The 26,269-nt window shown below is 65.8% G+C and carries 21 protein-coding genes; 11 read left to right on the top strand and 10 right to left on the bottom strand.

Annotation, left to right across the window (positions count from 1 at the left end; translation table 11 throughout):
* Positions 1–9: 9 nt before the first annotated feature.
* On the top strand, positions 10–1,194 hold the full coding sequence (locus ABIB90_RS09375) for a UbiH/UbiF family hydroxylase (protein ID WP_354160820.1): 1,185 nt from the start codon (positions 10–12) through the stop codon (positions 1,192–1,194).
* 7 nt (positions 1,195–1,201) lie between these two features.
* Here the strand turns inward: ABIB90_RS09375 and ABIB90_RS09370 are convergent, their stop codons facing one another.
* A complete protein-coding gene (locus ABIB90_RS09370) occupies positions 1,202–2,155 on the bottom strand; it encodes an AEC family transporter (RefSeq protein WP_354160822.1) in 954 nt (317 codons plus the stop codon).
* A 106-nt stretch (positions 2,156–2,261) separates the two neighbouring features.
* Here ABIB90_RS09370 and hspQ point away from each other — a divergent pair, with 106 nt between their 5' ends.
* Positions 2,262–2,594, top strand: coding sequence for a heat shock protein HspQ (gene hspQ / locus ABIB90_RS09365; RefSeq protein WP_007590865.1), 333 nt, complete (start codon positions 2,262–2,264; stop codon positions 2,592–2,594).
* A gap of 77 nt (positions 2,595–2,671) precedes the next feature.
* Here hspQ and ABIB90_RS09360 read toward each other — a convergent pair whose 3' ends face one another.
* Positions 2,672–3,475, bottom strand: coding sequence for an invasion associated locus B family protein (locus ABIB90_RS09360; RefSeq protein WP_354160824.1), 804 nt, complete (start codon positions 3,473–3,475; stop codon positions 2,672–2,674).
* A gap of 259 nt (positions 3,476–3,734) precedes the next feature.
* Between ABIB90_RS09360 and ABIB90_RS09355 the strand changes: the two genes are divergently transcribed.
* The 3 genes from ABIB90_RS09355 to ABIB90_RS09345 all read left to right on the top strand — a co-directional run bounded on the left by ABIB90_RS09355 (position 3,735) and on the right by ABIB90_RS09345 (position 8,422).
* The gene (locus tag ABIB90_RS09355; protein ID WP_354160963.1) at positions 3,735–5,603 is read left to right on the top strand and encodes an extracellular solute-binding protein; all 1,869 of its coding nucleotides are present in this window, start codon (positions 3,735–3,737) and stop codon (positions 5,601–5,603) included.
* 4 nt (positions 5,604–5,607) lie between these two features.
* On the top strand, positions 5,608–7,110 hold the full coding sequence (locus tag ABIB90_RS09350) for an AMP-binding protein (protein WP_354160826.1): 1,503 nt from the start codon (positions 5,608–5,610) through the stop codon (positions 7,108–7,110).
* Positions 7,111–7,195: 85 nt separating this feature from the next.
* Positions 7,196–8,422: a GGDEF domain-containing protein gene (locus tag ABIB90_RS09345; protein ID WP_354160828.1), complete on the top strand. Its 1,227-nt coding sequence runs from the start codon at positions 7,196–7,198 to the stop codon at positions 8,420–8,422.
* Between the two features lie 130 nt (positions 8,423–8,552).
* Here ABIB90_RS09345 and mfd read toward each other — a convergent pair whose 3' ends face one another.
* Positions 8,553–12,071 (bottom strand): transcription-repair coupling factor, encoded by a 3,519-nt coding sequence (gene mfd, locus ABIB90_RS09340; protein WP_354160830.1) that lies wholly within the window; start codon positions 12,069–12,071, stop codon positions 8,553–8,555.
* On the bottom strand, positions 12,068–12,358 hold the full coding sequence (locus tag ABIB90_RS09335) for an FAD assembly factor SdhE (RefSeq protein ID WP_009859479.1): 291 nt from the start codon (positions 12,356–12,358) through the stop codon (positions 12,068–12,070). Before ABIB90_RS09335 ends, mfd begins: the two co-directional genes overlap by 4 nt.
* A gap of 184 nt (positions 12,359–12,542) precedes the next feature.
* Between ABIB90_RS09335 and recG the strand changes: the two genes are divergently transcribed.
* A complete protein-coding gene (gene recG, locus ABIB90_RS09330; RefSeq protein WP_354160832.1) occupies positions 12,543–14,651 on the top strand; it encodes an ATP-dependent DNA helicase RecG in 2,109 nt (702 codons plus the stop codon).
* Here recG and panE read toward each other — a convergent pair.
* Positions 14,648–15,577, bottom strand: coding sequence for a 2-dehydropantoate 2-reductase (gene panE, locus ABIB90_RS09325; RefSeq protein ID WP_354160834.1), 930 nt, complete (start codon positions 15,575–15,577; stop codon positions 14,648–14,650). The genes recG and panE overlap by 4 nt on opposite strands.
* Positions 15,578–15,823: 246 nt before the next feature.
* Here panE and ABIB90_RS09320 point away from each other — a divergent pair, with 246 nt between their 5' ends.
* Positions 15,824–16,339, top strand: coding sequence for a P-loop NTPase family protein (locus tag ABIB90_RS09320; protein WP_354160836.1), 516 nt, complete (start codon positions 15,824–15,826; stop codon positions 16,337–16,339).
* A gap of 28 nt (positions 16,340–16,367) precedes the next feature.
* Here ABIB90_RS09320 and ABIB90_RS09315 read toward each other — a convergent pair whose 3' ends face one another.
* From ABIB90_RS09315 to glmS, 3 genes are all read right to left on the bottom strand, one after another.
* The gene (locus tag ABIB90_RS09315; protein ID WP_354160838.1) at positions 16,368–17,225 is read right to left on the bottom strand and encodes an NAD(P)-dependent oxidoreductase; all 858 of its coding nucleotides are present in this window, start codon (positions 17,223–17,225) and stop codon (positions 16,368–16,370) included.
* Positions 17,226–17,329: 104 nt separating this feature from the next.
* Positions 17,330–18,094 carry a DUF502 domain-containing protein gene (locus ABIB90_RS09310; protein WP_354160840.1) on the bottom strand — a complete coding sequence of 255 codons (765 nt, stop codon included), beginning with the start codon at positions 18,092–18,094 and terminating at the stop codon, positions 17,330–17,332.
* An 88-nt stretch (positions 18,095–18,182) separates the two neighbouring features.
* The gene (glmS, locus tag ABIB90_RS09305; protein ID WP_007590830.1) at positions 18,183–20,009 is read right to left on the bottom strand and encodes a glutamine--fructose-6-phosphate transaminase (isomerizing); all 1,827 of its coding nucleotides are present in this window, start codon (positions 20,007–20,009) and stop codon (positions 18,183–18,185) included.
* 219 nt (positions 20,010–20,228) lie between these two features.
* Between glmS and ABIB90_RS09300 the strand changes: the two genes are divergently transcribed.
* Positions 20,229–20,447, top strand: coding sequence for a hypothetical protein (locus ABIB90_RS09300; protein ID WP_354160842.1), 219 nt, complete (start codon positions 20,229–20,231; stop codon positions 20,445–20,447).
* A 6-nt stretch (positions 20,448–20,453) separates the two neighbouring features.
* On the opposite strand, the gene glmU is transcribed toward ABIB90_RS09300, so the two are convergent.
* Positions 20,454–21,821 carry a bifunctional UDP-N-acetylglucosamine diphosphorylase/glucosamine-1-phosphate N-acetyltransferase GlmU gene (gene glmU, locus ABIB90_RS09295; RefSeq protein WP_354160844.1) on the bottom strand — a complete coding sequence of 456 codons (1,368 nt, stop codon included), beginning with the start codon at positions 21,819–21,821 and terminating at the stop codon, positions 20,454–20,456.
* A gap of 173 nt (positions 21,822–21,994) precedes the next feature.
* On the opposite strand from glmU, the gene ABIB90_RS09290 reads away from it, so the two are divergent.
* Together ABIB90_RS09290 and ABIB90_RS09285 are read left to right on the top strand one after the other, a co-directional pair.
* Positions 21,995–23,338: a hypothetical protein gene (locus ABIB90_RS09290; RefSeq protein ID WP_354160846.1), complete on the top strand. Its 1,344-nt coding sequence runs from the start codon at positions 21,995–21,997 to the stop codon at positions 23,336–23,338.
* 110 nt (positions 23,339–23,448) lie between these two features.
* On the top strand, positions 23,449–23,829 hold the full coding sequence (locus tag ABIB90_RS09285) for a hypothetical protein (RefSeq protein ID WP_354160848.1): 381 nt from the start codon (positions 23,449–23,451) through the stop codon (positions 23,827–23,829).
* On the opposite strand, the gene ABIB90_RS09280 is transcribed toward ABIB90_RS09285, so the two are convergent.
* Positions 23,789–25,348 (bottom strand): glycoside hydrolase family 17 protein, encoded by a 1,560-nt coding sequence (locus tag ABIB90_RS09280; RefSeq protein WP_354160850.1) that lies wholly within the window; start codon positions 25,346–25,348, stop codon positions 23,789–23,791. The genes ABIB90_RS09285 and ABIB90_RS09280 overlap by 41 nt on opposite strands.
* 330 nt (positions 25,349–25,678) lie before the next feature.
* Here ABIB90_RS09280 and ABIB90_RS09275 point away from each other — a divergent pair, with 330 nt between their 5' ends.
* Positions 25,679–26,269: a beta-1-3, beta-1-6-glucan biosynthesis protein gene (locus ABIB90_RS09275; RefSeq protein WP_247289897.1), complete on the top strand. Its 591-nt coding sequence runs from the start codon at positions 25,679–25,681 to the stop codon at positions 26,267–26,269.

Genomic DNA, 26,269 nt, shown 5'->3' with positions numbered 1-26,269 from the left:
TGTCGTTCCATGACAGATGCATCGACACTCTTTGACGCGGCCGTAATCGGCGGCGGACCGGCGGGACTTGGCGCGGCCATCGCATTGGCGCAGGCAGGCGCACGGACCGCACTGGTGGCGCGTCGCGTGCCCTATGCCGACAATCGCACCACGGCGCTACTCGGTGCCTCCGTCGATCTGCTGGAGAGCCTCGACGTCTGGCCGCGCTGCAAGGACAAGGCGGCCGCGCTTGAAATCATGCGGCTCGTCGACGACACCGGCCGGCTGTTTCGCAGCCCCGAGGTCCGGTTCTCCTGCCACGAAATCGGCCTCGATGCCTTCGGTTACAATATCGACAACCGCTCGCTGATGCTGGCGCTGGAGGCGCGCGCGGCCGAACTGCCCGATGTCGTCCGTTTCGACGACGAGGCCGAAACTGTCGTCATCGAAGCCGATGACGTCGCGATCCGCACCGCGGCTGCGCAATTTCTCTCGGCCCGCCTCGTGGTCGGCGCCGACGGCCGGCATTCGCTGTGCCGCCAAGCCTCCGGCATCGCGGTGACGCGGCGCGAGCTGACCCAGACGGCGCTGACCTTCAATGTCGGCCACGCGCGGCCCCATCGCAACGTCTCGACCGAGTTCCACACCCCGCATGGCCCTTGCGTGTTCGTGCCTCTGCCCGGCGATCGCTCCAGCGTCGTCTGGGTCTCGGCGCCTGCGGACGCAGAGCGACTTCGCGGCCTGAGCGACGAGGAATTGTCCGCCGCGATCGAGAAGCAGTCCCATTCGATCCTCGGACGCATGACGGTGGAGCCGGGCCGCCATTTGTTCCCGCTGGCGATCGAACGTCCAAAATCCTTTGGTCGCGACCGCATCGCGCTGGTCGGCGAAGCCGCCCATGTGGTTCCCCCGATCGGCGCCCAGGGCCTCAATCTCGGCCTTCGCGATGCCGCCGACATTGCGAGGCTCGCAGGCGAGGCCATCGCATCGGGCCAGGATCCCGGCGCGCCCGACGTGCTCAAGCGTTACGACCGGGCCCGGCGCCCGGACATCCTGAGCCGGACCTTTGCGATCGACATCGCCAACCGCTCACTGCTCAACGATTTCCTGCCGCTCCAGCCGGTCCGCGCGGTCGGCATGCACCTGCTCGGCGCGATCGGCCCGCTCCGGCGTTTTGCGATGCGCGAGGGGCTGACGCCGACTTGGCGGAAGTAACCGCCGCTCAAGGAAACGCCAGCCGCCCGGTCTGGATCGCCCACATCACGCTGGTCAGCGTGACAACGGATGCAAACGTCCCGAGGAGCACTGCGACGGAGGCGGATTCGATCCAGGCGTCGTTCTGCCGGGCGATGACGAACACGTTCAAAGCCGGCGGCAGCGAGGCCATCAGCACGGCGGTCGCGGCCCAGGGCTGCGCGAACGGGCCGAACGCCAGCATCAGGCCGAAAGCTGCGAGCGGGTGGATCAGGAGCTTGATCGCGATCACGCCCGGCACCTCCCACGGGACCCGATCGAACGGACGGAGCGCCACGGTCACGCCGAGCACGAACAGCGCGGTCGGGGCGGCTGCGTTCTGGAGGAAGGTGATGGTGCGATCGAGCGCGACCGGCATCTCGATATGCAGCGATGCGAAGGCCGCGCCAAAACAGGCCGACATGATCAACGGGTTCAGCACGATCTGCTTCAGCACGACGCCGAAGGCATGCACGATCGAGGGATGATCGCGGTCCGAGAGCTCAATCAGCAGCGGCACGATCGTGAACAGAAAGATGCTGTCGCAGCAGAAGATCAGCGCAGTCGGCGCCGAGGCCTTCGGCCCGAGCACGGCGAGCGCCAGGCCCGGTCCCATGTAGCCGATATTACCGTAGCCGCCCGAGAGCCCGGCAAGCGTCGCCTCGCGCAGTGTCAGCCGGCCGAGAACCTTGCCGATCACCAGCGCGAGTGTGAACGCCGCAACCGTCGACAGCGTGGTCGCGACCAGGAACGGCGGGTTGTTCAATTCCGAAAACGGCGTCTTCGACATGATCGCAAACAGCAGTGCCGGCAGCGACACATAGAGCAGGAAGAAGTTCATCCAGGCGAGGCCCGATTCCGGCAGCGATTTGACCTTGCCACAGGCGAATCCAACGAAGATCAAGCCGAAATAAGGTAGAGCCAGATTGAGGATATCGACCATTGATGAAGTGTTTTCTGAAGATTGGGGGGTTATCTGCCCCGCAACCGCGGGTTAATTCCAGATCAGGGCACTAGCATCGGCCACAATCCTGGTCTATCGACGGGGAATGATTAAAGCGCGGACCGCCAAATTCCAGATCGGACAGGTCGTGCGCCACCGGATCTTCTCGTTCCGGGGCGTGATCTTCGACATCGATCCGGAATTCAACAACACCGAGGAGTGGTGGCTGTCGATCCCCGAGGAGGTGCGGCCCCACAAGGACCAGCCGTTCTATCACCTGCTCGCGGAGAACTCGGAGTCGGAATACGTCGCCTATGTCTCCGAACAGAATCTCGTGCCGGACGATTCCGGCGAGCCGGTCCGGCATTCCCAGGTCGCCGAGATCTTCGTCAAGGACAAGACCGGCGGTTACCGCCCGCGGAATCCATCGCTGAACTGAGTTTCGCCGCCACCAACTGGCCAGCAAAAAAGGCGCTCGAACCGAGCGCCTTTTTCATGTGCGGGATTGATCGCTGATTACTTCTGTCCGGCCGGAGCGGCGCCAGGCGCTTGCTGCTGCTTCTTCTGCAGCTCTTCAGCCTTCTTCTGGAGCTCTTCCTGCAGCTTCCTCTGAGTTTCCTCGAACACCTTCGGATCGGTCGGCGGACCGTCATAGGCCTTCTGGAATTCGCCGGCGAGCGGCAGCGGCAGCGTCAGCGGCGCGCCGTTGGCATTGATCGCCTGAACAACGAGGTTCTGGCCCTTCTTCATGTTGTTGATGAACTCGGGCGTGGCTTCGTAGTCGGACATGCAGCCGTTCTGGAAGCAGATCACATACGGGCTCTGCAACGGCGGATTGTTGTCCACGATGATGCGGGTGCCGTGCACCAGCTGCATGCCGAGCGGCAGCGTCACGCGCAGGATCTTCTTCGGCTCGCCTTCGGGCTCGATGATGACGGCTGCGATGACCGGCTGGCCCGACTCGATACGGCCGTCCTTGCCGGTGAAGCAGACCTGCTTGGCGTTGGCGTCCTGGCCCTTGAGGCAGAACTTGGTCCAGGGGGCATAGATCAGCTGGATCTGCTGATCGGCCGGCTGGGCCGCGCCCTGCTGCGCCGGAGTGCCTTGGGCGGGTGCCGGTTGGGCGGGCGCCTGAGCGGCCGGCGCCGGCGCTTTTGGGGCAGCCTTCGGAGCGGCCTTCGGAGCCGCCTTGGGCGCGGGCGCGCCCGGAGCCGGCGCCTGAGCCTCGGCGGCAAACGGGACGGCCAACGCCGTCGCCGTCAACAAGGCGAGAAGTCGCCCGCGCGGCCGGACGGACGCGGCCAAGTAACGGAAATTCATTGCGGAAAACCCTTTCTAAACGGGAAGTGCCCGAACCGCTTCGACGCACCGAACCTGGCCGCCTTGGGCGCGGCTCTCTCCCCGTCAAATGAGGCGGATAAGTGACGGCTCGGCGCTCGTGCGCGATTGCGTGCCTTCTTAACGTGGCCGACGAAAAGATCAATGCCGACAAGCGTCTTTGGCCGCGCGCCAGCGTGCGCCCCCGGGAAAATCCCTGTGATAGGATTCAGGCCCGCGGTCCTCGAATCAACGTGTGCAGATGTTCATGTTCCAGCGCCTTCTCGAGGGCCGCCCTGAGGGTCTTTGCGTCGGCCTCTGCACCCTGGCTTTCGCCTTGGGGTTCTCGTTCGCCTTGGGGCTCCCGGCAAGCGGCGCGGGGGCCGAGGAGGCCCACGCCATCGCGATGCACGGCAAGCCGGCGATGCCTGCCGATTTCACCCACATGCCTTACGTCAATCCTGATGCCCCCAAAGGCGGCCGGCTGACCTGGGGCGTTCTTGGCACCTTCGACAGCCTCAATCCCTTCATCGTCAAGGGACTGGCCGTGCAGCAGATGCGGAACTACGTGATCGAGAGCCTGCTCGCGCGCGGCAATGACGAGCCGTTCACGCTCTACGGCCTGCTCGCCAGATCGGTCGAGACCGATGACGAGCGGAGCTTTGTCACGTTCCACATCGATCCCCGCGCCCGCTTCTCCGACGGCAAGCCGGTCCGCGCCGAGGACGTGCTGTTCTCCTGGCAGCTGCTGCGCGACCACGGCCGCCCCAACCACCGGCAATATTACGGCAAGGTCGCAAGCGCCGAGGCGCCGGATCCCCTCACCGTCCGCTTCGACCTTGCGGGGGCCAATGACCGCGAACTGCCGCTGATCCTCGGCTTGATGCCGATCCTGCCGAAACACGCGGTCGACGTCGCGGCTTTCGAGGAGACGACGCTGACGGGTCCGGTCGGCTCCGGCCCCTATCGCGTCACCGCGGTGAGGCCCGGTGCCAGCGTGACGCTCACCCGCAATCCCGACTATTGGGGCCGTGACCTCCCCATCAATCGCGGGCTCTACAATTTCGACGAGATCAGGCTCGACTATTTTCGCGAAGCCAACGGCCAGTTCGAGGCTTTCAAGCGCGGCCTCTATGATTTCCGCATCGAGCACGAGCCGCTGCGCTGGCACGACGGCTACGACTTTCCCGCGGCAAAGAATGGCGACGTGATCCGCGACACCTTCAAGCCGGGCGTGCCGCAACCTTCCGAATTTCTGGTGTTCAACACGAGGCGTCCCATCTTCGCCGACATCCGCATCCGCCAGGCCTTGACGCTGCTGTTCGACTTCGAGCTGGTCAACCGCAATTACTTCTTCAACCTCTACTCGCGCGTCGCCGGCTATTTTGCCGGCTCGGATCTGTCAGCGTATGGCCATCCCGCCGATGCGCGCGAGCGCGAGCTGCTCAAGCCGTTCGCCGCGCAGATCCCGCCTGACATCATGGACGGCAGCTACCGCCTGCCGGTGACCGACGGTTCGGGCCGCGACCGGACCACGCTGCGCGCGGCCCTGAAGCTATTGTCGGAGTCCGGCTACGATCTCGACGGCACCGTGCTGCGCAACCGCGCGACCAAGGCGCCCTTCACCTTCGAGATCCTGGTCACGACCCGCGACCAGGAACGCGTCGCGCTTGCGTTCCAGCGCGACCTCAGGCGCGCCGGCATCGAGCCGAGCGTGCGATCGGTCGATCCCGTGCAATTCGACCAGCGCCGGCTCGCGTACGAGTTCGACATGATCCAGAACCGCTGGGACCAGTCGCTGTCGCCCGGCAACGAGCAATATTTCTATTGGGGGAGCGCTGCCGCCGATAATCCCGGCACCCGCAACTACATGGGGGCCCGGGATCCCGCCGTCGATGCGATGATCGCCGCACTGCTGGAAGCCCGTGAACATACGGCTTTCGTGTCGGCGGTGCGGGCGCTCGATCGCGCTTTGATCTCCGGTTTCTACACAATCCCCCTGTTTAACGTATCCGAGCAATGGATCGCGCGCTGGAATCGGATAGAACCGCCAGAGGCCACCTCGCTGTCCGGCTATTTGCCGGAGACCTGGTGGTCGAAGGGGCAGCCGCAAGCTCGTCAAGCAAAGTGACGCCGTGAACCAGCCAGCCGTATCGCCGACGCTCGACACGCTGTTTCAGCGCACGCTGATGCGGCAGCCGCACGCGACTGCCCTGCTCGACCCGCTGAACAAGTTCCGCGTGACCGGGCACCAGCCGCGGCGGATGAGCTATGCCGAGGCAGACACGGCCATCGAGGCGCTGTCCGCCTATTTCGTCGAATCGGGCCTGCCGGCCAATTCCGTCATCGCCATCCAGCTGCCGAATACGGTCGAGTTCGTGCTCACCGTTCTCGCCGCCCATCGCGCCGGCCTCGTCGTTGCCGTGCTGCCGCTGCTCTGGCGCCATGCCGAACTGACCGCCGCTCTCAACCGCACCGCGGCGCGCGCCATCGTCACCATGAGTACGGTCGACGGCGTCAGCTATGCCGATCTCGCCATGCATGCGGCCGCGGAAGCCTTCTCGATTCGCCATGTCTGCGGCTTCGGCACCAACCTGCCCGAAGGCATGGCCTCGCTCGACGACGTGCAGGCCCGTCCGCCCGGCACCTCGCGCGCCGTGATTCAGGATGGCCGCAAGGCGGCGATGATCTCCTTCGACGTTACCGCGGAAGGCTTTCGTCCGGTGCCGCGACCGCATTTCAGCCTGATCGCCGGTGGGCTCGCGATGTCGCTGGAAGCCGACGTCAGGCAGGGCGCGACCGTGATGGCGGCGTTCACGCCGATGTCGTTCGCAGGGCTCGCCTCCTCGCTCGCGGTGTGGCTGCTGTGCGGCGGTACGCTGGCGCTGCATCATCCGTTCGAGAACGACGTGCTGGAGCAGCAGATCAACGCGCACGAATGCGACGTGCTGATCGCACCGGCGCAATTTGCCCAGCGGCTCGGCGATTCCGATCTGGCGGCGCGGATGCCGACCTTGCGCAACGTCATCGGCCTGTGGCGCGCGCCCGAGCAGGTGGCGGCGAGCGAGGCATGGATCGCGCCGCACGCGCCGTTCACGGACGTCTATCTGTTCGGCGAGGCCGGATTGTTCGGCGCCCGGCGTGGCGAGGACGGCATGCCGGTACCGGTGATGCCGGGACCGCACGGCGCGCCACGCGAGCAGTCGGGTTCATCGATCGCCGGCGAGATTCTGCTGACGCCGAAGGGCACGCTCGGCCTGCGCGGCCCGATGGTGCCGATCGCGGCCTACGCCCCGCCACAGCCGGCCGGCGACACCCTGATCGCGCAGCCGCCACGTGACTATGTCGATACCGGCTATGCCGCGCGGCTCGATCGTCCCAGCGGCGCGATCTGCATCACCGCGCCGCCCTCCGGGATCATGGCCGTCGGCGGCTACCGCTTCCTCTCCAACGATCTCCAGGAATGGGCCCGCCGGCTCGGCCAGGGCGCCCTGCTGACCGCGCTGCCCGACCGGCTCTCCGGTCACCGGCTCGCGGGCCGAGCCCAGGACAATGCCCGCGCCCGCGAGACGCTCAGTGAACTCGGGCTTAACCCCCTGATGGTCGAAGCTTTTCGCGACCGTTCCGGGCCGGTCTAAGCGTAGTTTCGACCGTTCCATTGACGCTGCATTAAGGCGGCCGGACTAGATTGCGCAGCACCTGTTGCGTGACCAGAGTTTCTCGATGTCCCAGGCCGGCCCGATCCTGTTTGTGTCCAATGGCGAGCGGCCGGCCTTCATCGCGGCGCTGGACGAGGCGCGATTCTTCCCCGTGATCGACACCGGCTGGGCCGGCGCGACGCGCGCGGTCGAAGAGGTGCAGCCGGCCGTTGTTCTCGCCGCGATGGATGCCGGGCACGAGCCGCATCTGGCGCTGCTCGCCAGGAAGATCGCCGAGCAATCGCCTTACCTTCCCTTCGTGGCGTTGGATGCGGCGGGCGCGCTCCCGCACAACGCCCTGCCTTTCTCCTCCTCGCGCGCCGGCCATTCCGAACGCCTGATCGCGCGGCTTCGCGCCGCGCTACGGATTCGCACGCTTCATGCCACGGTGCTGCGCCGGCTGCCCGAGGTGAAAGTCGCGCTGCCGGACGCTGATCCCGTTCGCGATGCTACGGTGCTTCTGATCGGTCGCGGCGCGGCTTACCCCGCGCTTTCCGTTGCGCTAGGCGAGCGTATTGGCGTCGTCGGCGCGCTCTCGATCGAGGCCGCGGCCAAGCATCTCAACACCCGCGACCTCGACGGCGTCGTGCTCGCCGAAGGTTTTACCGCCCGCGTGACCGATGCCTTCCTCACGGTGCTCGCCGAGGACACTCGCTTCCGCAGCCTGCCCGTGGTCGTCACCGCGCATCAATTGACGCAGACTTACGACCTGCCCAATCTCGAGCTGATCCCGGGCGAGCCGGCGAAAGTCGCCGCCAATGCGCTGCCCTTGATCCGCCAGCACGCGATGGAAGCCCAGCTGAGCCGCACGCTGCGCTCGATCGATGCCGGCGGCTGGCTCGACCCGCGCAGCGGCCTGCTCACGGTAGAAGCTTTTGCGCGCGATTTTGCCAAGGCGGTCGAGCAGACGCTGGCTCGTGGCGGCGGCCTCTCGGTCGCACGCTTCGCCTTCGATCCCGGCAATTCCCGAGCCCAGCTCGATGCCGCGCGCATTCTCAGCAGGCTGATGCGGCAGATGGATTTTGGCGTGGCGCAGAAGGACGGTTCGGTCATCGTCGTGTTCGCGGAGACCGACTTCCGCACCGCCCATATGATCGCCCGCCGCCTCTCCGCGGTGATGCGGCACACCTCGAACGGCAAGCACGAGATGCGCAGCGATCCCGTCGTCAGCGTGGACTCCCTGTCGCCGTCGGACACGGCGCGGTCGCTGCTCGGGCGACTGTCGGCCGAGGCGTCGCGGGCGGCGTCGTAGTTTCTTCAAGCTGCTGCAACAAACACCGTCATTGCGCGCGCAGCGAAGCAATCCAGAATCTCTCCGCGGGGAACAGTCTGGATTGCTTCGCTTCGCTGCGCTCGCAATGACGTGGTGAGACCTGAAGCCTCTACGCCGCCTTCTTGCTCTGCGCGAGCTGCGCCAGCTGGCGCATGATCTCGGTGGTGCCGGCCAGACGCTCTTCCGGCGTCTCCCAGTCTTGCAGGAACACCACCTTCATGTCGGGCCGTACCTTCGCGGCCTGGCCGTGGCTGCGGATGAAGCTCACCAGCCGATCGGGATGGGCGAAGGAATTGTCTCGGAAGGCGATGACGGCGCCCTTCGGACCGGCATCGATCTTGCCGACATTAGCCTGGCGGCAGAACGCCTTGATCGCGGCGACCTTGAACAAATAGCGCACCTCGTCCGGCAGCACGCCGAAACGATCGCGCATCTCGGCACCGAAATTCTCGATCTCCTCCTCGCTGTCGAGGTCGGCGAGCCGCCGGTAGAGTGACAGCCGCACCGAGAGATCGCCGACATAGTCCTCCGGAATCAGCACGGGCATGCCGATTGTGATCGTCGGCGACCAGCGATCGGCGGCGGGCTCGGACACGCCGGCCTTGAGGTTGACGATCGCCTCCTCCAGCATCGACTGGTAGAGCTCGAAACCGACCTCCTTGATGTGGCCGGACTGCTGCTCGCCCAGGATGTTGCCGGCGCCGCGGATGTCGAGGTCGTGCGAGGCGAGCTGGAAGCCCGCGCCCAGCGTCTCCAGCGATTGCAGCACGGTGAGCCTGCGCTCGGCCTGCGCCGTGATCTTCTGCTGCGCTGGCAGCGTGAACAGCGCATAGGCCCGCAGCTTGGAACGGCCGACGCGACCACGGAGCTGGTAGAGCTGGGCGAGGCCGAACATGTCGGCGCGATGCACGATCAGCGTGTTGGCGTTGGGGATGTCGAGGCCGGATTCCACGATCGTGGTCGACAGCAGGATGTCGAACTTGCCGTCGTAGAACGCGGTCATGATGTCCTCAATCACGGCGGGCGGCATCTGCCCGTGCGCGACCGCGACCTTCATCTCCGGCACGTTCTTGTCGAGGAAGTCCTTGACCTCGGCGAGGTCGTCGATGCGCGGCACCACGTAGAACGCCTGGCCGCCGCGATAGCGCTCGCGCAGCAGCGCCTCGCGGATCATCAAGGGGTCGTGCGGGGCGACGAAGGTGCGCACCGCGAGACGGTCGACCGGGGGCGATGCGATGATCGAGAGCTCGCGCACGCCGGTGAGCGCCAATTGAAGCGTGCGCGGAATCGGCGTCGCCGACAGCGTCAGCACGTGCACCTCGGCGCGGAGCTGCTTCAGCCGCTCCTTGTGGGTGACGCCGAAATGCTGCTCCTCGTCGACGATCAGCAGGCCGAGGTCGCGGAACTTGATCGACTTGCTGAGCAGCGCGTGGGTGCCGACGACGATATCGACCGAACCGTCGGTGAGGCCTTTCTTGACCAGATTGAGCTGCTTGGCCGGCACCAGGCGCGAGGCCTGTGCGACCTGCAGCGGGAAACCCTTGAAGCGGTCGGTGAACGTCCTGTAGTGCTGACGGGCGAGCAGCGTGGTCGGCACCACGACTGCGACCTGCTTGCCTTCGAGCGCGACCGCGAAGGCGGCACGCAGCGCCACCTCGGTCTTGCCGAAGCCGACGTCGCCGCAAATCAGCCGGTCCATGGGACGGCCGAGCTCGAGGTCCTTCAGCGTGGACTCGATCGCGCCGAGCTGATCCTCGGTCTCGTCATACGGGAAGCGCGCGCAGAACTCGTCATAGAGGCCCGGCTGCACCGGCAGCTTCGGCGCCTCGTGGAGGTGGCGCTCGGCAGCGATCTTGATCAGCTCGCCCGCGATCTCGCGGATGCGGTTCTTGAGCTTGGCCTTGCGCGTCTGCCAGCCGGAGCCGCCGAGACGATCGAGTTCGACCGAGGTCTGGTCGGAGCCGTAGCGCGACAGCAGCTCGATGTTCTCGACCGGCAGGAACAGCTTGGTCTCGGCGGCATAATGCAGCTCGAGGCAGTCATGCGGCGCGCCGGCGACGTCGAGCGTCTGCAGCCCGATGAAGCGGCCGATGCCGTGATCGACATGGACCACGATGTCGCCGGCGGCGAGACTCGTCACCTCCGAGATGAAATTGTCGAGCTTGCGGCTCGCCTTGCGCGGCCGCACCAGGCGATCGCCAAGAATGTCCTGCTCGCTGATGACAGCGATCTCGTCGGTCTCGAAACCGCTTTCGAGGCCGAGCACGGCAAGCATGGTCTCGTTGCGCGGGGTCGCCTGCACCGTGCGCCAGCTGTTGACGCTGGTTACAGGGGTGAGCTTGTGATCGCGCAGCATCGAGGTCATGCGGTCCCTCGAGCCCTCCGTCCAGAGCGCGATGACCACCTTCTTGCGGCTTGTCAGCAGCCCATGCACATGTGCGACGACGGCTTCGAAGACGTTGACCTTGTTATCATTGCGCTCCGGCGCGAAGTCGCGGCCCTTGCGTGCCCCGGCATCGACCACGCTGGTACCATCGGCAGGCACCGAAAACTGTGTCAGCCGCACCAGCGGCATCCCGCTCTCGCGCTTGCCCCACTCCTCCTCGGTCAGATAGAGCCGGTCAGGCGGCAGCGGCTTGTAGATGGCGCCGCCACCCGGATGCTCCATCGCATCGCGGCGGGCCTGGTAATAGTCGAGGATCTGCTTGAAGCGCTCGCGGATGGCGTCCTCGGCCTGCGGCTCGATCGCGATCGCCGCGCCCTGCAGGTAGTCGAACAGCGTGTCCATCCGGTCCTGGAACAGCGGCAGCCAGTGCTCCATGCCGGGATGACGGCGGCCCTCGCTGACGGCCTCGTAGAGTGCATCGTCGCGCTCGGGCGCGCCGAACTCGGCGACGTAGCCCATGCGAAAGCGGCGGATGGTATCGGTGACGAGCTGGAATTCGGAGATCGGCACGAGATCGAGCGCGCGCATGTCGAGCAGCGTGCGCTGGGTCTCGGCATCGAAGGTGCGGATCGATTCCAGGCTGTCGCCGAAGAAGTCGAAACGGACGGGCTGTTCGAGGCCGGCCGGAAACAGGTCCAGAATGCCGCCGCGCACCGCGTATTCGCCGGGCTCGCGCACGGTCGAGGAGCGGTTGTAGCCATTGTGCTCGAGCCAGGCGACGATGGTGTCCATCGGCACGACGTTGCCGGGCGCGACCGACAGCGCCTGCGCCGCGACGAGTTCGCGCGCCGGCACCCGCTGCACGACGGCGTTCACCGTGGTCAGCACGATCAGCGGCTTGTCGCTACCGGTCAGGGACGCCAGCCGTGCCAGCGTCGTCAGGCGCTGCGCGAGGACGCCGCCATGCGGCGAGACGCGGTCATAGGGTTGGCAGTCCCAGGCCGGGAAGGTCAGCACGGGCAAATCGGGCGCGAAGAATTGCAAGGCACGTTCGAGCTGCTGCATCCGCGGCCCGTCGCGGCAGATCACGGCGAGGCTGACGGCCGGCTTCTTCGGCCGCGCCGCGATTGCGCGCGCGAGATCGGAGACGACGAGGCCCTCGGCACCGTCGGCGACATTGGCAAGCGTCAGCGCGCGGCCGGGCGTGAGCAGCTCGGCCGGCGATTTCATCCCCTGCTTCATACGTCGCGGTCCGCGATCGGAAACGCCTTGATGCGCGCAAACAGCGGGCCGATGACTTCGGCGGGAAGCACCTTGTCGCCGGTGATGGCGGCGTAGAGGTCGGGATCGGCCTCTTCGAGCAGGGTCTCGAGCTGCGTCAGCTCGTCGTCGGACAGATTGCCGATCTCGGCATCCGCGAAGCGGCCGAGGATCAGGTCCATCTCGCGCGTGCCGCGGTGCCAGCAGCGGAACAGAAGCCGCTTGCGGCGGTCGTCCAGCCCGTCGCTCGATCGTGTCGTTCCCGTCATGTCTCAATTCCAGTCAAACGCCAAAAGCCCGGACGTGCCGGGCCGGGGTGATATAGCCACTCAGGCGGGCCCTGTCAGCCCTCGATTTGTCATGCCCCGCTGCCGCCGCAGGGACACGAAAAAACACGTGGATGCCGGGCATAAAGCCGGGCATGACGAGCGAAAACGATCCTAGGTTCGCCTGATGCGCCCCAGCCTGCTCAATCCGCTGTTTGCCCCCGTGACCAGCCTGCCCGGCGTCGGTCCGAAGCAGGACAAGCTGCTGCAATATCTGCTCAGCCGCAATGAGACACCGCGGCTGGTCGATCTGTTGCTGCATTTGCCGAGCCAGGTCATCGACCGCCGGGCGCGGCCGAAGATCCGCGACGCCGTGCAGGGAACTATGGTGACGCTGGAGGTCACCGTCGATCGCCACCGCCCGCCACCGCCGCGCAATGCGCGCGCGCCCTACCTCGTCTACGCCAGCGACGATACCGGCGACGTCGTGCTGACGTTCTTCCGCGCAAAGCCCGGCTATGTCGAGAAGCTGCTGCCGATCGGCGAGAAGCGCTTCGTCTCCGGCACGCTCCAGATGTACGACGGCATCCCGCAGATCGTGCATCCCGACCGGGTGCTGGACGAGGAGGCGATTTCCAAACTCTCCGGCATCGATCCCGTCTATCCCTTGACCGAGGGCCTTGCACTCGGCTCACTCCGCCGCGCGGTCGCCCAGGCGCTGCAGAAGCTACCGGCGCTGCCGGAATGGATCAGCCCGGAGGTGCTGCGCCGCTGCGGCTTCCCGCCGATCGCCGAGGCGCTCACCCGCGTGCACCAGCCGGTTGAGCTCACCGACATTCTGCCCGACCAGCCGTTCTGGTCCCGTCTCGCGTTCGACGAACTCCTGGCCGGGCAACTCGCCCTTGCCCTGATTCGCGCCCAATTGCGCCGCCCGGCCGGCGTGCGCAACGCCGGCGACGGGCACCTCCGCAACAAGATCATCGACGCCCTGCCCTATGCGCTGACATCCTCCCAGCGCGACGCGGCAGCCGCCATCGCGAGCGATCTGCAACAGCCGGTGCGCATGCTGCGCCTGCTCCAGGGCGACGTCGGCTCCGGCAAGACCGTGGTCGCGCTGCTCGCCGCCGCTGCCGTCACCGAGGTCGGCAAGCAGGCGGCGCTAATGGCGCCGACCGAAATTCTGGCGCGCCAGCACATCAAGACCATCGCGCCGCTCGCCGAGCGTGCGGGCATGCGGGTCGCGATCCTCACCGGCCGCGAAAAAGGCAAGGAGCGGCGGGAACTCTTGGCACAGCTCGAAGCCGGCGAGATCGACCTGCTCGTCGGCACCCATGCGTTGATCCAGGACGACGTGATCTTTCGCGATCTCGCCCTCGCGGTCGTCGACGAGCAGCATCGTTTTGGCGTGCGCGAGCGGCTGGCGCTGACCTCAAAGGGCGAGGCCGTCGACGTGCTGGTGCTGAGCGCCACGCCGATCCCGCGCACGCTGGTGCTGACCTATTTCGGCGACATGGACATCAGCGAGCTCAGGGAGAAGCCGGCCGGCCGCCAGCCGATCGAAACCCGCACCATCTCGATGAGCCGCCTCGGCGAGGTCACCGACAGCATCGGCCGTGCGCTCGAATCCGGCAAGCTGGTCTACTGGATCTGCCCGCTGGTCGAGGAATCCGAGGCCGAGGGCACCGAGCACCTGACCAATGCGACCAAGCGCTTCGAAAGCCTGCAGAAGCGTTTCGGCGACCGCGTCGGCCTTGTCCACGGCCAGATGAAGGGCACCGAGAAGGACCGCGTCATGGGCCAGTTCGCCGCCCACGAGATCGGGCTGCTGGTCGCGACCACCGTGGTCGAGGTCGGTGTCGACGTGCCGGCGGCGACCATCATGGTGATCGAGAACGCCGAACGCTTTGGCCTCGCCCAGCTTCATCAATTGCGCGGCCGCATCGGGCGCGGCTCGGAGGCCTCGACCTGTCTGCTGCTCTACTCCGAGCCGCTCGGCGAAATGTCGAAGGCGCGACTGAAGGTGATCCGCGAGACCACCGACGGTTTTCGCATCGCCGAGGAAGATCTGAAGCTGCGCGGCGAAGGCGATGTGCTCGGCGTGCGCCAGAGCGGCCTGCCCGGCTACCGCATCGCCCGGTCGGAGGTGCACGGCCAGCTCATCACGCAGGCCCGCGACGAGGCGCTGCGCATCCTGAAGGACGATCCGAAACTCAAGGGCGAGCGCGGCGAGGCACTGCGATGCCTGCTGTATCTGTATGAGCGGGATGAAGCGATCCCGCTGATCGGGGCGGGTTAGCTGGCCGCTCTCTGGCGCCCGATCTCATAGGCCGCCACATGCGCGCGGGCCAAATCCAGCAGCGGCGTGTCGACGCCGAGTGCACGGGCCCGGTTGGCCATATCGCCGAGGATGTGCTCCGCCTCGGTGATCGAACCGCGCTCGATATCACGCAGCATCGAGGCCTTGAGCGGGGAGTCCGGGGTCGTGAACAGCTTCCGGTCAAACTCGATGAAAGGCGCTCGCGGCTCAAAACCCGAGGCGGTCGCGACGGCACAGCATTCCGCAAACAGGCGGAAAATGGATTGCTCGCCGTTCGGCACGGACAGAATGTCTCCGATGCTTGCACGCATCAGGCAGGTGATGCCGGCTAGCGTGCTGAGCTGGACGAATTTCTCCCACATGTCCTGCATGATCGCTTCGCTGGCGCGCACGTCGATACCGGGCACGTGCAGCAGCGTCTCCAGGGCAAGCACACGCTCGCTCAGCGAACCCTCGATCTCCCCGAAGACAATCGTCTGATTGGCCATGAACTGAACGACACGGCCATCCGCATCGAGCCCGGCACTGACATTCGCGAGCCCGCCGAGGACGCACCTCGCACCGAACCGCGCAGTCAGGGCGTCGACATGTTTCAAGCCGTTGAGGATCGGCAAAATCATCGTGTTGGCGCCGACCGCCGGGGCAAACTGGACCATCGCATCGTCGAGCGAGTAGGATTTCACCCCGACGAGCACGACGTCGAACGTTTCCTTGAGATCGTTGGCCAGGATGACCTTCGGCTGCACGGCGAAGTCGCCATGCGGGCTCACGACCTGCAATCCATTCCGCCGCAATTGCTCCGCACGCCCGGCCCGCACCAGAAAGGTCACGTCGCCGCCGGCTCGGACCAGGCGCGCTCCGTAATAGCCTCCAAGCGCTCCCGCGCCGATCACAAGTACTCTCATTCGAACTCCCAATGCGGAGTGACCGCTTCCGCACAAAGAATAACAGATGGGCCACGCGCCGTCTCCTCCCCGTCATTGCGAGCGCAGCGACTTGTCCGCCGAAGCTTTAGCGAAGGCGGAAGCAATCCAGGATCTTTCCATTGAGGGACTCTGGATTGCTTCGCTCCGCTCGCAATGACGATGCGGATAAGCCCGGCTCTTAAGCGTCCCCTTTCGTCGCGGCTGGCTTTGTGAAATCTTCCCATCATGCGCCGGATCATCGTCGTAGGCTGTCAGGGTAGCGGAAAGACGAGCCTCTCCCGGAATCTCGGGCAAAAGCTGGGGCTGCCCGTGGTGCATCTCGACGTGCTCTACTGGCGGCCGGGCTGGAAGCCATCGGACAAACCGAGCTTCCGGGCGCGCGTCACTGATGCGATCGCGGGTAACGCATGGGTCGTCGACGGCAGCTTCTCGGGACTTGCCTTCGATCTCACGCTTGCGCGCGCCGACACTCTGGTCGTCATCGACCGCCCGCGCTGGCTTTGCCAGTGGCGCATTCTCCTGCGCTCCGCGTTCGATCGCGACAGGACCCGGCCCGACCTCCCGGAGGGGTGTCCCGAACAGTTCGACTGGAAATTGATGCGGGAGGCGTGGCGCTACGACACCGAGCGCGCGCCTGTCATCGAGGCCGAGCGCGTGCAGTTTGGCGCTGACGTCCCGGTCGTGCGCTTGAGACGCGATCGGGACATCCAGGGTTTTCTGGAGTCGGTGCACGGCACATGATCGATGACCGTGGCGTAAGACCGGACGATCAGGATTTCTTCTGCGCGATACCCGCGGCGAAGGCCTTCATCAGGTCGGTATCCGCCGCCTCGCCTTTCGCGTCCTCGGCGAGATGCTCGAACCAGCGCGCAAAGCCTTCGTAAACCTGGCTGGCCGGATGATTGGGTCCGAGGAATCCGGAAATCTCCCGCATCTCCGCAACCCAGCGATAGGCCTTCGGGATCATGTCCAGCAGCGCGACTTCGAGCCGGGCCAGAACCGCGGGCTGGCTGCGTGCGAGCTCGTCGCGCAGCGCGTCGGCCGCGCCCGCTTTCGTTGCCGCGACCACCATCGCCGAGCCGATGCCGGCCAGGCCCTTGACGATACCGGCGTAGGACATTTTGAGCGCGGACGCGGCACCGACCGGCCCTTCGACGATCCGCACGTCGAGCCCGAAATCCTTCAGCACGGCAACGTCCTTGGCGTGCTCGCCGGACATGTAGAAGGCCGGGCCCTTGCCGCCGGGCTGGGGCGGGAACCCGATGATGCCGGCATCGACGAACGGCGCCTGTGCCGAGCCGATGATCTCCTCGATCCTCATCACGGTATCGACGTTGACGGCATTGCAATCGACCACGACCGGCTTCTTCTCGCGCCGAACGATCAGCCCGGCCAGCCGCTCGGCGAGCGCCACGGCTTCGCCCGGCGGCACGATCGAGAGGATGATGTCGGCGTCTGCGATCGCGTCGTCCTCGGCGCCGATCATGCCGGCATCCGCCGCGCGTTTGCGCGTCGCCTCGCTCCGCCCATTCAACGACGTCAGCACGCGCGCACCGTGCTCGCCGAGACTGCGGGCCACGGCACTGCCCATGGCTCCGGGCGCGAGGATCGCAATGGTTTTGGACATCTTGCACTCCAGATCGAACTCCGAGCAACGCGCTCGGTTCAACCGGAGACTAGCAGAGGACGTGACGCCCGCGTGAACGGCGGCCATCCCGCAGAGGAATGGCCCTACTCCACCTTCGCAGGCTGGAGCGCCGAGGCGTTGGCAATACGCGCGGCATTCGCCATGCCCGCCAGCGCCGCCGCCTTCTTCGAATCGGGCGCCGAGCCCGGCTGCACGACGCCGGCCGACATGATCAGGGTGGCAGCGTCCTCCGTGCTCATGTCGACCTCGACGATCTTGCTCTTGGGCACGTAGAAGAAGAAGCCGGTCGTCGGGTTCGGCGAACACGGCAGGAACACCGAGACGTGCTCCTCCTGACCCGGCAGGCTGCGGGAGACGTCCTCGTTCGGCGATTGCGAGATCAGCACGATCGACCACATGCCCGGCGAGGGAAACTCGACCAGGCCGACTTTGCGGAAGCTCGAGCCCTTGCCCGAGAACAGGGTCTCGAACACCTGCTTCAGGCCGCGGTAGATGGCGCGCACCGCCGGGATGCGGCCGAGGAAGGTCTCGCCGACATCGACCAGCGTCCGGCCGATCAAATTGGCCGCGAGGAAGCCGACCAGCGTCAACGTGAAGAATGCGACAATCAGTCCCCAGCCGGGGATGACGTACGGCATGTAGGTTTCAGGCCGATAGGCCAGCGGCACGAACGGCCGCACCACGCCATCAACCCAGGTGACGAACCACCAAACCAGATAAAAGGTGATCGCAACCGGTCCTGTCACGACGAGACCGGTGAGGAAGTAATTGCGAAAGCGGCCTATCAGGCCGGTATGCGGCTCCGGCACGGGATCAAGAGGCGCTGGCGCGTCGTCACGGGGGTTCATTCGGGTTCCAGGTCGGTCGCTTCGTTCAAGCTAGGATCTTCTAGCAGGTTTTGGAAGACCACGAAGCGTTCCGGCCCGACCCCTCTGCCTATTCCACGGTCACGGATTTCGCGAGATTGCGCGGCTGGTCGACGTCGGTCCCCATGATCACCGCCGTATGATAGGCGAGCAGCTGCACCGGGACGGCATAGACCATCGGCGTGAAGGCCGCCGCCATGTCAGGCATGACGATGGTGACGAGGGACTCGACGGTCGCCTCCGCCGCGCCTTTGGCGTCGGTCATCAGGATGATCTTGCCGCCGCGAGCGGCGACCTCCTGCATGTTGGAAACGGTCTTTTCGAACACCCGGTCGTAGGGCGCGATGACCACGACCGGCATGGTCTCGTCGATCAACGCGATCGGACCGTGCTTGAGCTCGCCGGCGGCATAGCCCTCGGCGTGGATGTAGGAGATCTCCTTCAGCTTCAGCGCGCCTTCGAGGGCGAGCGGGAAGCTGGTGCCGCGACCGAGATAGAGCACGTCACGCGATTTCGCGATCTCGCGCGCGAGCTTCTCGATCTGGAGCTCGGTGGTGAGCGCATCCGACATCAAACGCGGGACCTCGACGAGCCCGTGGACGAGCTTGGTCTCGTCCTCGTCGGACAGTTCGCCGCGGGCCTTGCCGGCCGCGATCGCAAGATTTGCCAGCACCATGAGCTGGCAGGTGAAGGCCTTGGTCGAGGCGACGCCGATCTCGGGGCCGGCCAGCGTTGGCAGCACGGTTTCGCTCTCGCGCGCGATCGTCGAGGTCGGCACGTTGACGACGGCCACCGTGTGCACGCCTTCGGCCTTGGCGTAGCGCAGCGCGGCCAGGGTGTCGGCGGTCTCGCCCGACTGCGAAATGAAGATGGCGAGATCTCCCTTGCGCAACGGCGCCTCGCGGTAGCGGAATTCGGAGGCGACATCGACTTCGACCGGCACGCGCGCGAAACGCTCGAACCAGTATTTTGCAACGAAGCCGGCGTAGCTCGCGGTGCCGCAAGCGGTGATGTTGATGCGCTGGATATTCTTGAAGTCGAACGGCAGCTTGACCGGCAGGGAGACCCGCTCGGTCGCCATGTCGACATAGCGTGCCAGCGTGTGGCCGACCACTTCCGGCTGCTCGTGGATCTCCTTGGCCATGAAGTGGCGGTAATTGGCCTTGTCGACCAGCGAGGTCGAGGCGGCGTGCTTGGTCTTCTCGCGCTGGACGGCGTGGCCGTCCTTGTCGAAGATCGCAGCGCTCGTATGGGTCAGCACGACCCAGTCGCCGTCCTCGAGATAGCTGATCGTGTCGGTGAACGGCCCAAGCGCGATGGCATCGGAGCCGAGATACATCTCGCCGTCACCATAGCCGATCGCCAGCGGCGGACCATTGCGGGCGCCGATCATGAGATCGTCCTCGCCGGCGAAGATGAAGCCGAGCGCGAACGCGCCGCGCAGCCGCGCCAATGTCAATTTCACAGCTTCCACGGGCTTGTTGCCGCGCGTGAGCAGATCGTCGACGAGATGCAGCACGATCTCGGTGTCGGTCTGGGTGTGGAACACCGTGCCTTTCGTCTCGAGCTCCTCGCGCAGCTCGCGGAAGTTCTCGATGATGCCGTTGTGAACGACGGCGACACGCTCGGTCGCATGCGGATGGGCATTGTTGACGGTCGGCTTGCCGTGGGTGGCCCAGCGGGTGTGACCGATTCCGGTCGTGCCCTTGAGCGGCTCGGCTTCCAGCCGCTTCTCCAGATTCTTCAGCTTGCCCTCGGCGCGGCGGCGCTCGAGATGCTTGCCTTCGAGCGTGGCGACGCCTGCGGAATCATAGCCGCGATATTCAAGACGTTTGAGCGAATCCACCAATTGCTCTGCAACCGGCTCGCGCCCGAGAATGCCGACAATCCCGCACATGCGGATCAATATCCCCCAAATCGTCGAAAAATCGCCTAAACGACGCGCTCGGTTTTTAGCGAAGTTCCTAAGGAACCAGATACTCAATAATTATTGCTGATTGAGACAGCACCGACGGCAACGAGCCTCGCCTGCGTCGAACTGGCTGGGCCTTAAACCGCGCGCGTTAACTAGTTGTCAACGAATTTGGCCAACCCTTGCGTACCAGGGAGACAGGCCATGAAAGGCTCATCCGACCGCAAAAGTCTGTCATCGATGTCGGTGCGCGCCAGCGAGACCACCGGCACGCACCTTGCGCATTGGCCGCCGCCCCAGCGCGGCAAGGAAAGCAAGCCCGTCAACATCAAGCACGTCGCCGGCGAGCCGGCAAAGCGTGCCAAGCCGCGCGGCTGGCGCCTGACGCGCGCGATCTTCTCGGAATTCGCCGACGACGAATAGCGGCGCTCATTTCGCCGGCTTCTTTTCAAGCTTCTTGCCACCCGTCTTCATCTCGCGATAGCGCGCCGCACCACCTTCGCGGATGGTCTGCGGACTGCGCTCCAGCGCCATGGCGTCATCAGGCACGTCGCGCGTGATCACCGAGCCCGAGCCGATATAGGCGCCGTTGCCGATGGTCACCGGCGCGACCAGCGAGGAGTTGGTGCCGACGAAGGCGCCCTGCCCGATGATCGTCTTGTGCTTCTTGAAGCCGTCGTAGTTGCAGGTGATGGTGCCGGCGCCGATGTTGGAATTGGCGCCGATGGTGGCGTCCCCGATGTAGGAGAGATGGTTGACCTTGACGCCGGCCTCCAGCGTCGCGGCCTTGGTCTCCACGAAATTGCCGATGCGCGCGCCGTCGCCGAGCGAGGTGCCGGGCCGCAGCCGCGCATAGGGGCCGATGGAGACCTTCTTGCCGAGCGTGGTCTCGACGATGTGCGAGAAGGAATGGACCACCGTGCCGTCGCCGATCGAAACGCCGGGCCCGATCACCACGAAGGGTTCGATCGTCACGTCCTTGCCGAACACGGTATCCGCGGCGAGGTAGACGGTTTCGGGCGCGATCAGCGTGACGCCGGCCTCCATCGCTGCCTTGCGCAGCCGCGCCTGCATCACGCTTTCGGCCTCGGCGAGCTGCGCCTTGGTGTTGATGCCGCGCACCTCGTCCTCGCTGGTTTCGATCACCACGGCATCCCATCCTTGTTCGCTGACAATGCCGACCGCGTCGGTCAGATAATATTCGCCCTTGGAATTCGCATTGCCGATCTTGTCGAGGATGGCGAGCGCGCGGCGGCCGTCGATCGCCATGACCCCGGCATTGCAGAGGTCGATCCTGCGCTCCTCGGCGCTGGCATCGGCCTGCTCGCGGATCGCGACCAGGCGGTCGCCCTCGACGATGAAGCGGCCATAGCCGGTGGGATCGGCGGCGCGGAAGCCGAGCGCCGCAATCGCCGCGCCTTTGGCCAGCGGCGCGCGCAGCCGCGCAAAGGTCTCGGCCGAGATCAGCGGCGTGTCGCCGAACGCAATCAGCAAATCATCCACGCCCCGCGCAATGGCATCGCGCGCCGCCAGCACCGCATGTGCGGTGCCGAGCCGTTCATGTTGCACGAAGGTGAGCGCGTCGGGGCGGATGCGCTTTGCTTCGTCCGCCACCGCCTGATGGTCGGGTCCGATCACGACCGCGAGCGAGGTGCCGGTTCCCCTGGGCGCCGCGGCGAGCACGTGGGCGAGCAGGCTCTGGTGCGCGACCGGATGCAGCACTTTCGGCAGGTGTGAGCGCATACGCGTGCCTTCGCCGGCGGCGAGCACGATCGTGAGGCTGGAACGCGCGGTCATCGAAATCCTGTCAATCCGGCCGAATCAATCGGCGCCAGCGGCAACGGCCGCCCTCATGAGCTATCGCCTTGCTACCCCCGCAAACGCCCGGAGTTCAAGTGCGACACGCTTTTCCTGTTAATGTTCCCTGATTGATTCGGGGAAGCCGGACAGGGGTTGGGCACTTAACGTTCATGGCAAAGGATTCCGACCCACTGGCGGATGCCTTCGGCGCCAAGGAGACCGGCGGGCTGTTCTCCGGACTTGTGGCCGAGGAGAGTTCGTTCGATCGCGGCATGATGTGGCGGCTGGGCTCATGGGGCGTGGCGGCCGTCGGCGCCGTGGTGATTGCCGTATTCGCCAACCAGGCCCAGCTCGGCTGGCGGCGCGACCAGGTTGCGTCCGCCGATCTCGCGCGCCAGGCCGACCGGCTCCAGATCCTGACCAAGGAGAGCCAGAACGAGGCCCGCCGGCTCGCCTCCGCCATCGAGACGCTGAACACCGATCGCGACCGGCTCTATTCGCGCGTCACCGTGCTGGAGCAAGGGCTCGATTCCGTCACCGGCGCCATCGCCAAGCAGACGACGCCGCAGGCGTCCGTTGCGAAACCTCAGGAAGCACCAGCTTTGATCGGACCGCCGGCGCCCGGCATCGCGCCGGTCGTCTCGACACCAGCTCCGGCCAACGACAAGCCGCGCACCGAGGCCGCAAGGGAGCCGTCGAGCCCGCCGCCGCAGAGCGCAGCGGCGGCCTCGCTGGTCGCGCAGTTGCCGGCGACGAATTCGGCACTGCCGATGCTTCCGTTGGTCCCGTCCAAATCGATCATGGCGCCGCCCGATCCGGCCGCCCCGAAACTGGTTCAGCCCGAATCCACTGAGAAGATCGCTGAGAAGGCTGCCGAGAAGAAGCCCGATCCGGCGCCCGCGCCGATCGAAGTCGCCGCTGCACCCACCAAGCCGCCGGAGGCTGCCGAAAGCGAGGCTCCCGCGATCGCGGTCCAGCAGACGCGCTTTGCGATTGATCTCGGCGGCGCCAACTCGCTCGATGGCCTGCGCGCGCTGTGGCGCGGGCTCACCAAATCCAATCCCGAGATCGCAGCGCTGCGGCCGATCATCATGATCAAGGAAGGCAACACCGGCCTCGGCATGCAGCTCCGCCTCGGTGCCGGCCCTCTGATCAATGCAGCGGCTGCGGCAAAACTCTGCGCCGGCCTCGCCGAGAACGACCGCCACTGCGAGACCACCGTGTTCGACGGCCAGCGGCTGTCGATGCGCGGCGGCCAGGAAAAACAAGAGAAGACTCAGGATCGAGTTCAGGAGAAGAACTCCGACAAGAACCAGGACTCGGTGCCGCAAGCCGAAACCGCACCGGCGCCCGCGCCCGCCGCCAAGCCCGACAAGCATCGCCGCAGCTATTCCTCGAAACGCTCGTCGAAGCGCGAGGAACCCGCGCCTGCTCCTGCGGCGCCGCCGGCCGCACAGCCGAAGCCGGAGACGGCGTCGGCGGGATCGACGCTGTCGTCGTTCTTCAGAAGGTAGCTTACCTCGCGGCAATTCATCAGCGTAATGGGCGAAGGATCTCACACAGGGCGCGAGAAACTTGCGCCTCCCCTGTTGCCCCCTCTCTCCTTCCCGACCATATTGCCGCCATGACAAAAAAGCCCTTCCGCCTCACGCCCTACCAGGCGCAGTTCCTGATCGTCGTCGGCTTCGCATCCGTCGGCTATGCGCTCTATCTGCGCTACCTCGGAATCGAAAACTCGCAGGTCGGTCTTGCCTGCGACGCCGGGCTTCAGACCCTGATCTGCAAGGCGCGCTCGGTCTCGACCGTGCTGTTCAAGAATTCGGTATTCGGCATCGTCGCGCTGGTGGTGGCCACGCTGAACCTGATGCGGCCGTCGATCGTGCTGCTCACCGTCGGCATCATCGCCGCCGGTCTCGGCATCGTGCTCTACAATGTCGTGCTCTCGGGCCTGGCGATCGGCCTGCTCATTCTTGGATTTGCTCGGCCCGCGCCCGCCACAGCGTGAGCGCGAACAAGAGATAGATCGCGCAGGTCCACAGCGACTGCCAATTGTCGCGGCCCTCGTTGAAGAGCACATAGGCCGCCGACAGCGTCAGCACGCCGGCGAAGACCGACTCCGCGATCGGACGCTGGCCGATCTGCGGCCGGTTCAGCATCAACAGCGCGAACGGCACCACCGCCATCGTCAGCGAGGCGTAGGGGAAGTCGTGGTAGCGCGGGTCGAACACGAAGCCGAGCGCGGTCTGCGCCGCGATCACCGCGGCCACCGCCAGCGTCAAGCCGAGCACGGCGGTGAGTTTCGACCATTTCCGGCCCTCGCGCGGACCAAGCAGATCGAGGAAGGTCGGGAGGCTGCGGCCGATCACCATCGCCTGCGCGCAGAAGATCGGCGACAGGATGCCGGCCGCGAGCAGCATGCCCCAGAGCAGCCAGCCGCCGATGCCGTAGCTCTCGTAGTACATCTTGTCGGCGCCGATCCCGAGCAGGATGCCTGCCGAGGTCGCCGAGATCGCCACACCGAGCCAGGCCGAGAAGCGCGGCGTCCAGGGCCTGCGCCGCAACGTCAGGCCGGCGACCGCGAACACCAGCACGCAGAGGCCCATGCCGGCGCCCATGTACCATTTCCAGTAAGGGAAATTGCTGATCGGCTGGCCCGGCGGGTATTTCAGGCTGCGGCGCACCGAGTCATAGAGGCCCCAATAGCCGCCGACGGTGCCTTCCAGCTTGCGCTTCCACGGCTGGTCGTAGGACTCGATCAGATTGACGCGGAATTTCTGCGCTTTCGCGAGACTCAGGATCTCCGAGACCACGCGCGCCTGGTTGGTGCGCGACGGCAGAGCGCCCTCGCGCATGCGTCCTTCGCTCGGCCAGCCGGTTTCGCCGATCAGGATCTCCTTGCCGGGAAATGCGACCGCCATGCGCTCGCGGATCTGTTCGACATGGGAGGCGGCAAACTTCGCCTTGACCGGGAAGTCCTCCCAATAGGGCAGGATGTGGATCGTGACGAAGTCGACGGCGTCATAGATCTCGCGATTCCTGAGCCAGAACTCCCAGACATCGGCATAGGTGACGGGCACGCTGACCTGCGCCTTGACCGAGCGGATGATGGAGACGAGGTCCGCGGTCGTCATCTCGCCGCGGAGCAGCACTTCGTTGCCGACGATGATGCTGGTGATGGTTCCGGGGAAATCCTTGGAAAGGCGAATGGCGAGCGCGGCCTGCTCGAAATTCTTGGTGCGGTTGCTGGAGAGCCAGATCCCCTGGAGCACTTTCAGTCCACCGATCCGGGCCGCGATCGCCGGCACCTGGTCGAGCCCGTTCTCCATCGAATAGGTGCGGACGCAGTCGGTGATCTCCTTGAGCTGGCGCAGGTCCTGCTCGATCTGGTCGGCCTCGATATGGGTCCACGCGTTCAGCGGCGACTGCTCGCCGCGGAACGGCGCGTAGGAGACGCACTGGACCTTGTCGGCGGGATCGATCGGGGCGCGCGCGAGCGAGATCGGCGTGGCAAGCCACCACCACACGGCAGCGATCGCACCCAGTGAAACGAGCAGAAGCGCCAGTGGCGTACGAAGAGAAATCGGTTCCGTCCTCCGCGAAGGGCCGTCGATTACCTGCTACCACGCCATCTGCCAAGGGGGTGACTCCGTTATGGATCCATCCCTCCCCCGAGGAATTTACCTGCGGCCGTTCGACCGAGGCCTAGGATCGTGACTTTGCTGGACAAAATTCCAGATTCAGGCCATGGACTCGGGAGGACTTTTCCGCCGCATTGGAGACCTATTTGGACGCCATCACGCAGGCGCGTCCGCGAAGGTCCTGACGCGGACGGTCAGTGATATATTGGGGAATTCATGCGGCAACGGGTGTTCGAGTTACGAAATGCGGTCCTGCGGCAGTTCGCCGCCACCTTGGCCGTTTCTTCCCTTGTCATCCTGATGGGTATCGGCGCGGCCTCCGCCCAGAGCGGCACGCCCGCCCCCGACCAGAGCAAGGCAGCCGCCCAGCCCGCCGACGCGGCCAAGGATGCCGCCCAGAATCAGCGCCGCACGGACGAATTCGCCGAAGCAGCCCAGGTCATCAGCGGCCCAGCCGGCAACCCCGAATGCGTTTGGCTCGGCCGGCGCGTGGTGCGGTTGATGTGGCGGGATGACCTCGATACCGCATTCCGCCATCTCGACCTCTACGACCGCTTCGGCTGCCCCGGCGGCCATATCCAGGCCGCCTTCCGCTGCCTGACCCGCTTCGGCGGCCAGATCGATCCCAAGGTCGCCGAGACCCTGGACAGCCGTGTGCACGCTTGCTGGATCAATCCGGCATCCCAGCCGCAGCAGGCGGCAGCCGCAGCCTCGCAGCCGGCCGCTCCGGCAGCGGGCAATGCGCAGCCGCAGCCGGCCGCGAGCCCCTCGCCGGCGGCAAGCCCATCACCGGCGCCCCCGAAATAG

It is taken from the genome of Bradyrhizobium sp. JR4.1, from assembly GCF_040548605.1.
In the GTDB taxonomy this organism is placed as follows: Bacteria; Pseudomonadota; Alphaproteobacteria; order Rhizobiales; family Xanthobacteraceae; genus Bradyrhizobium; species Bradyrhizobium canariense.
This window is presented reverse-complemented; position numbering and strand designations above follow the sequence as displayed.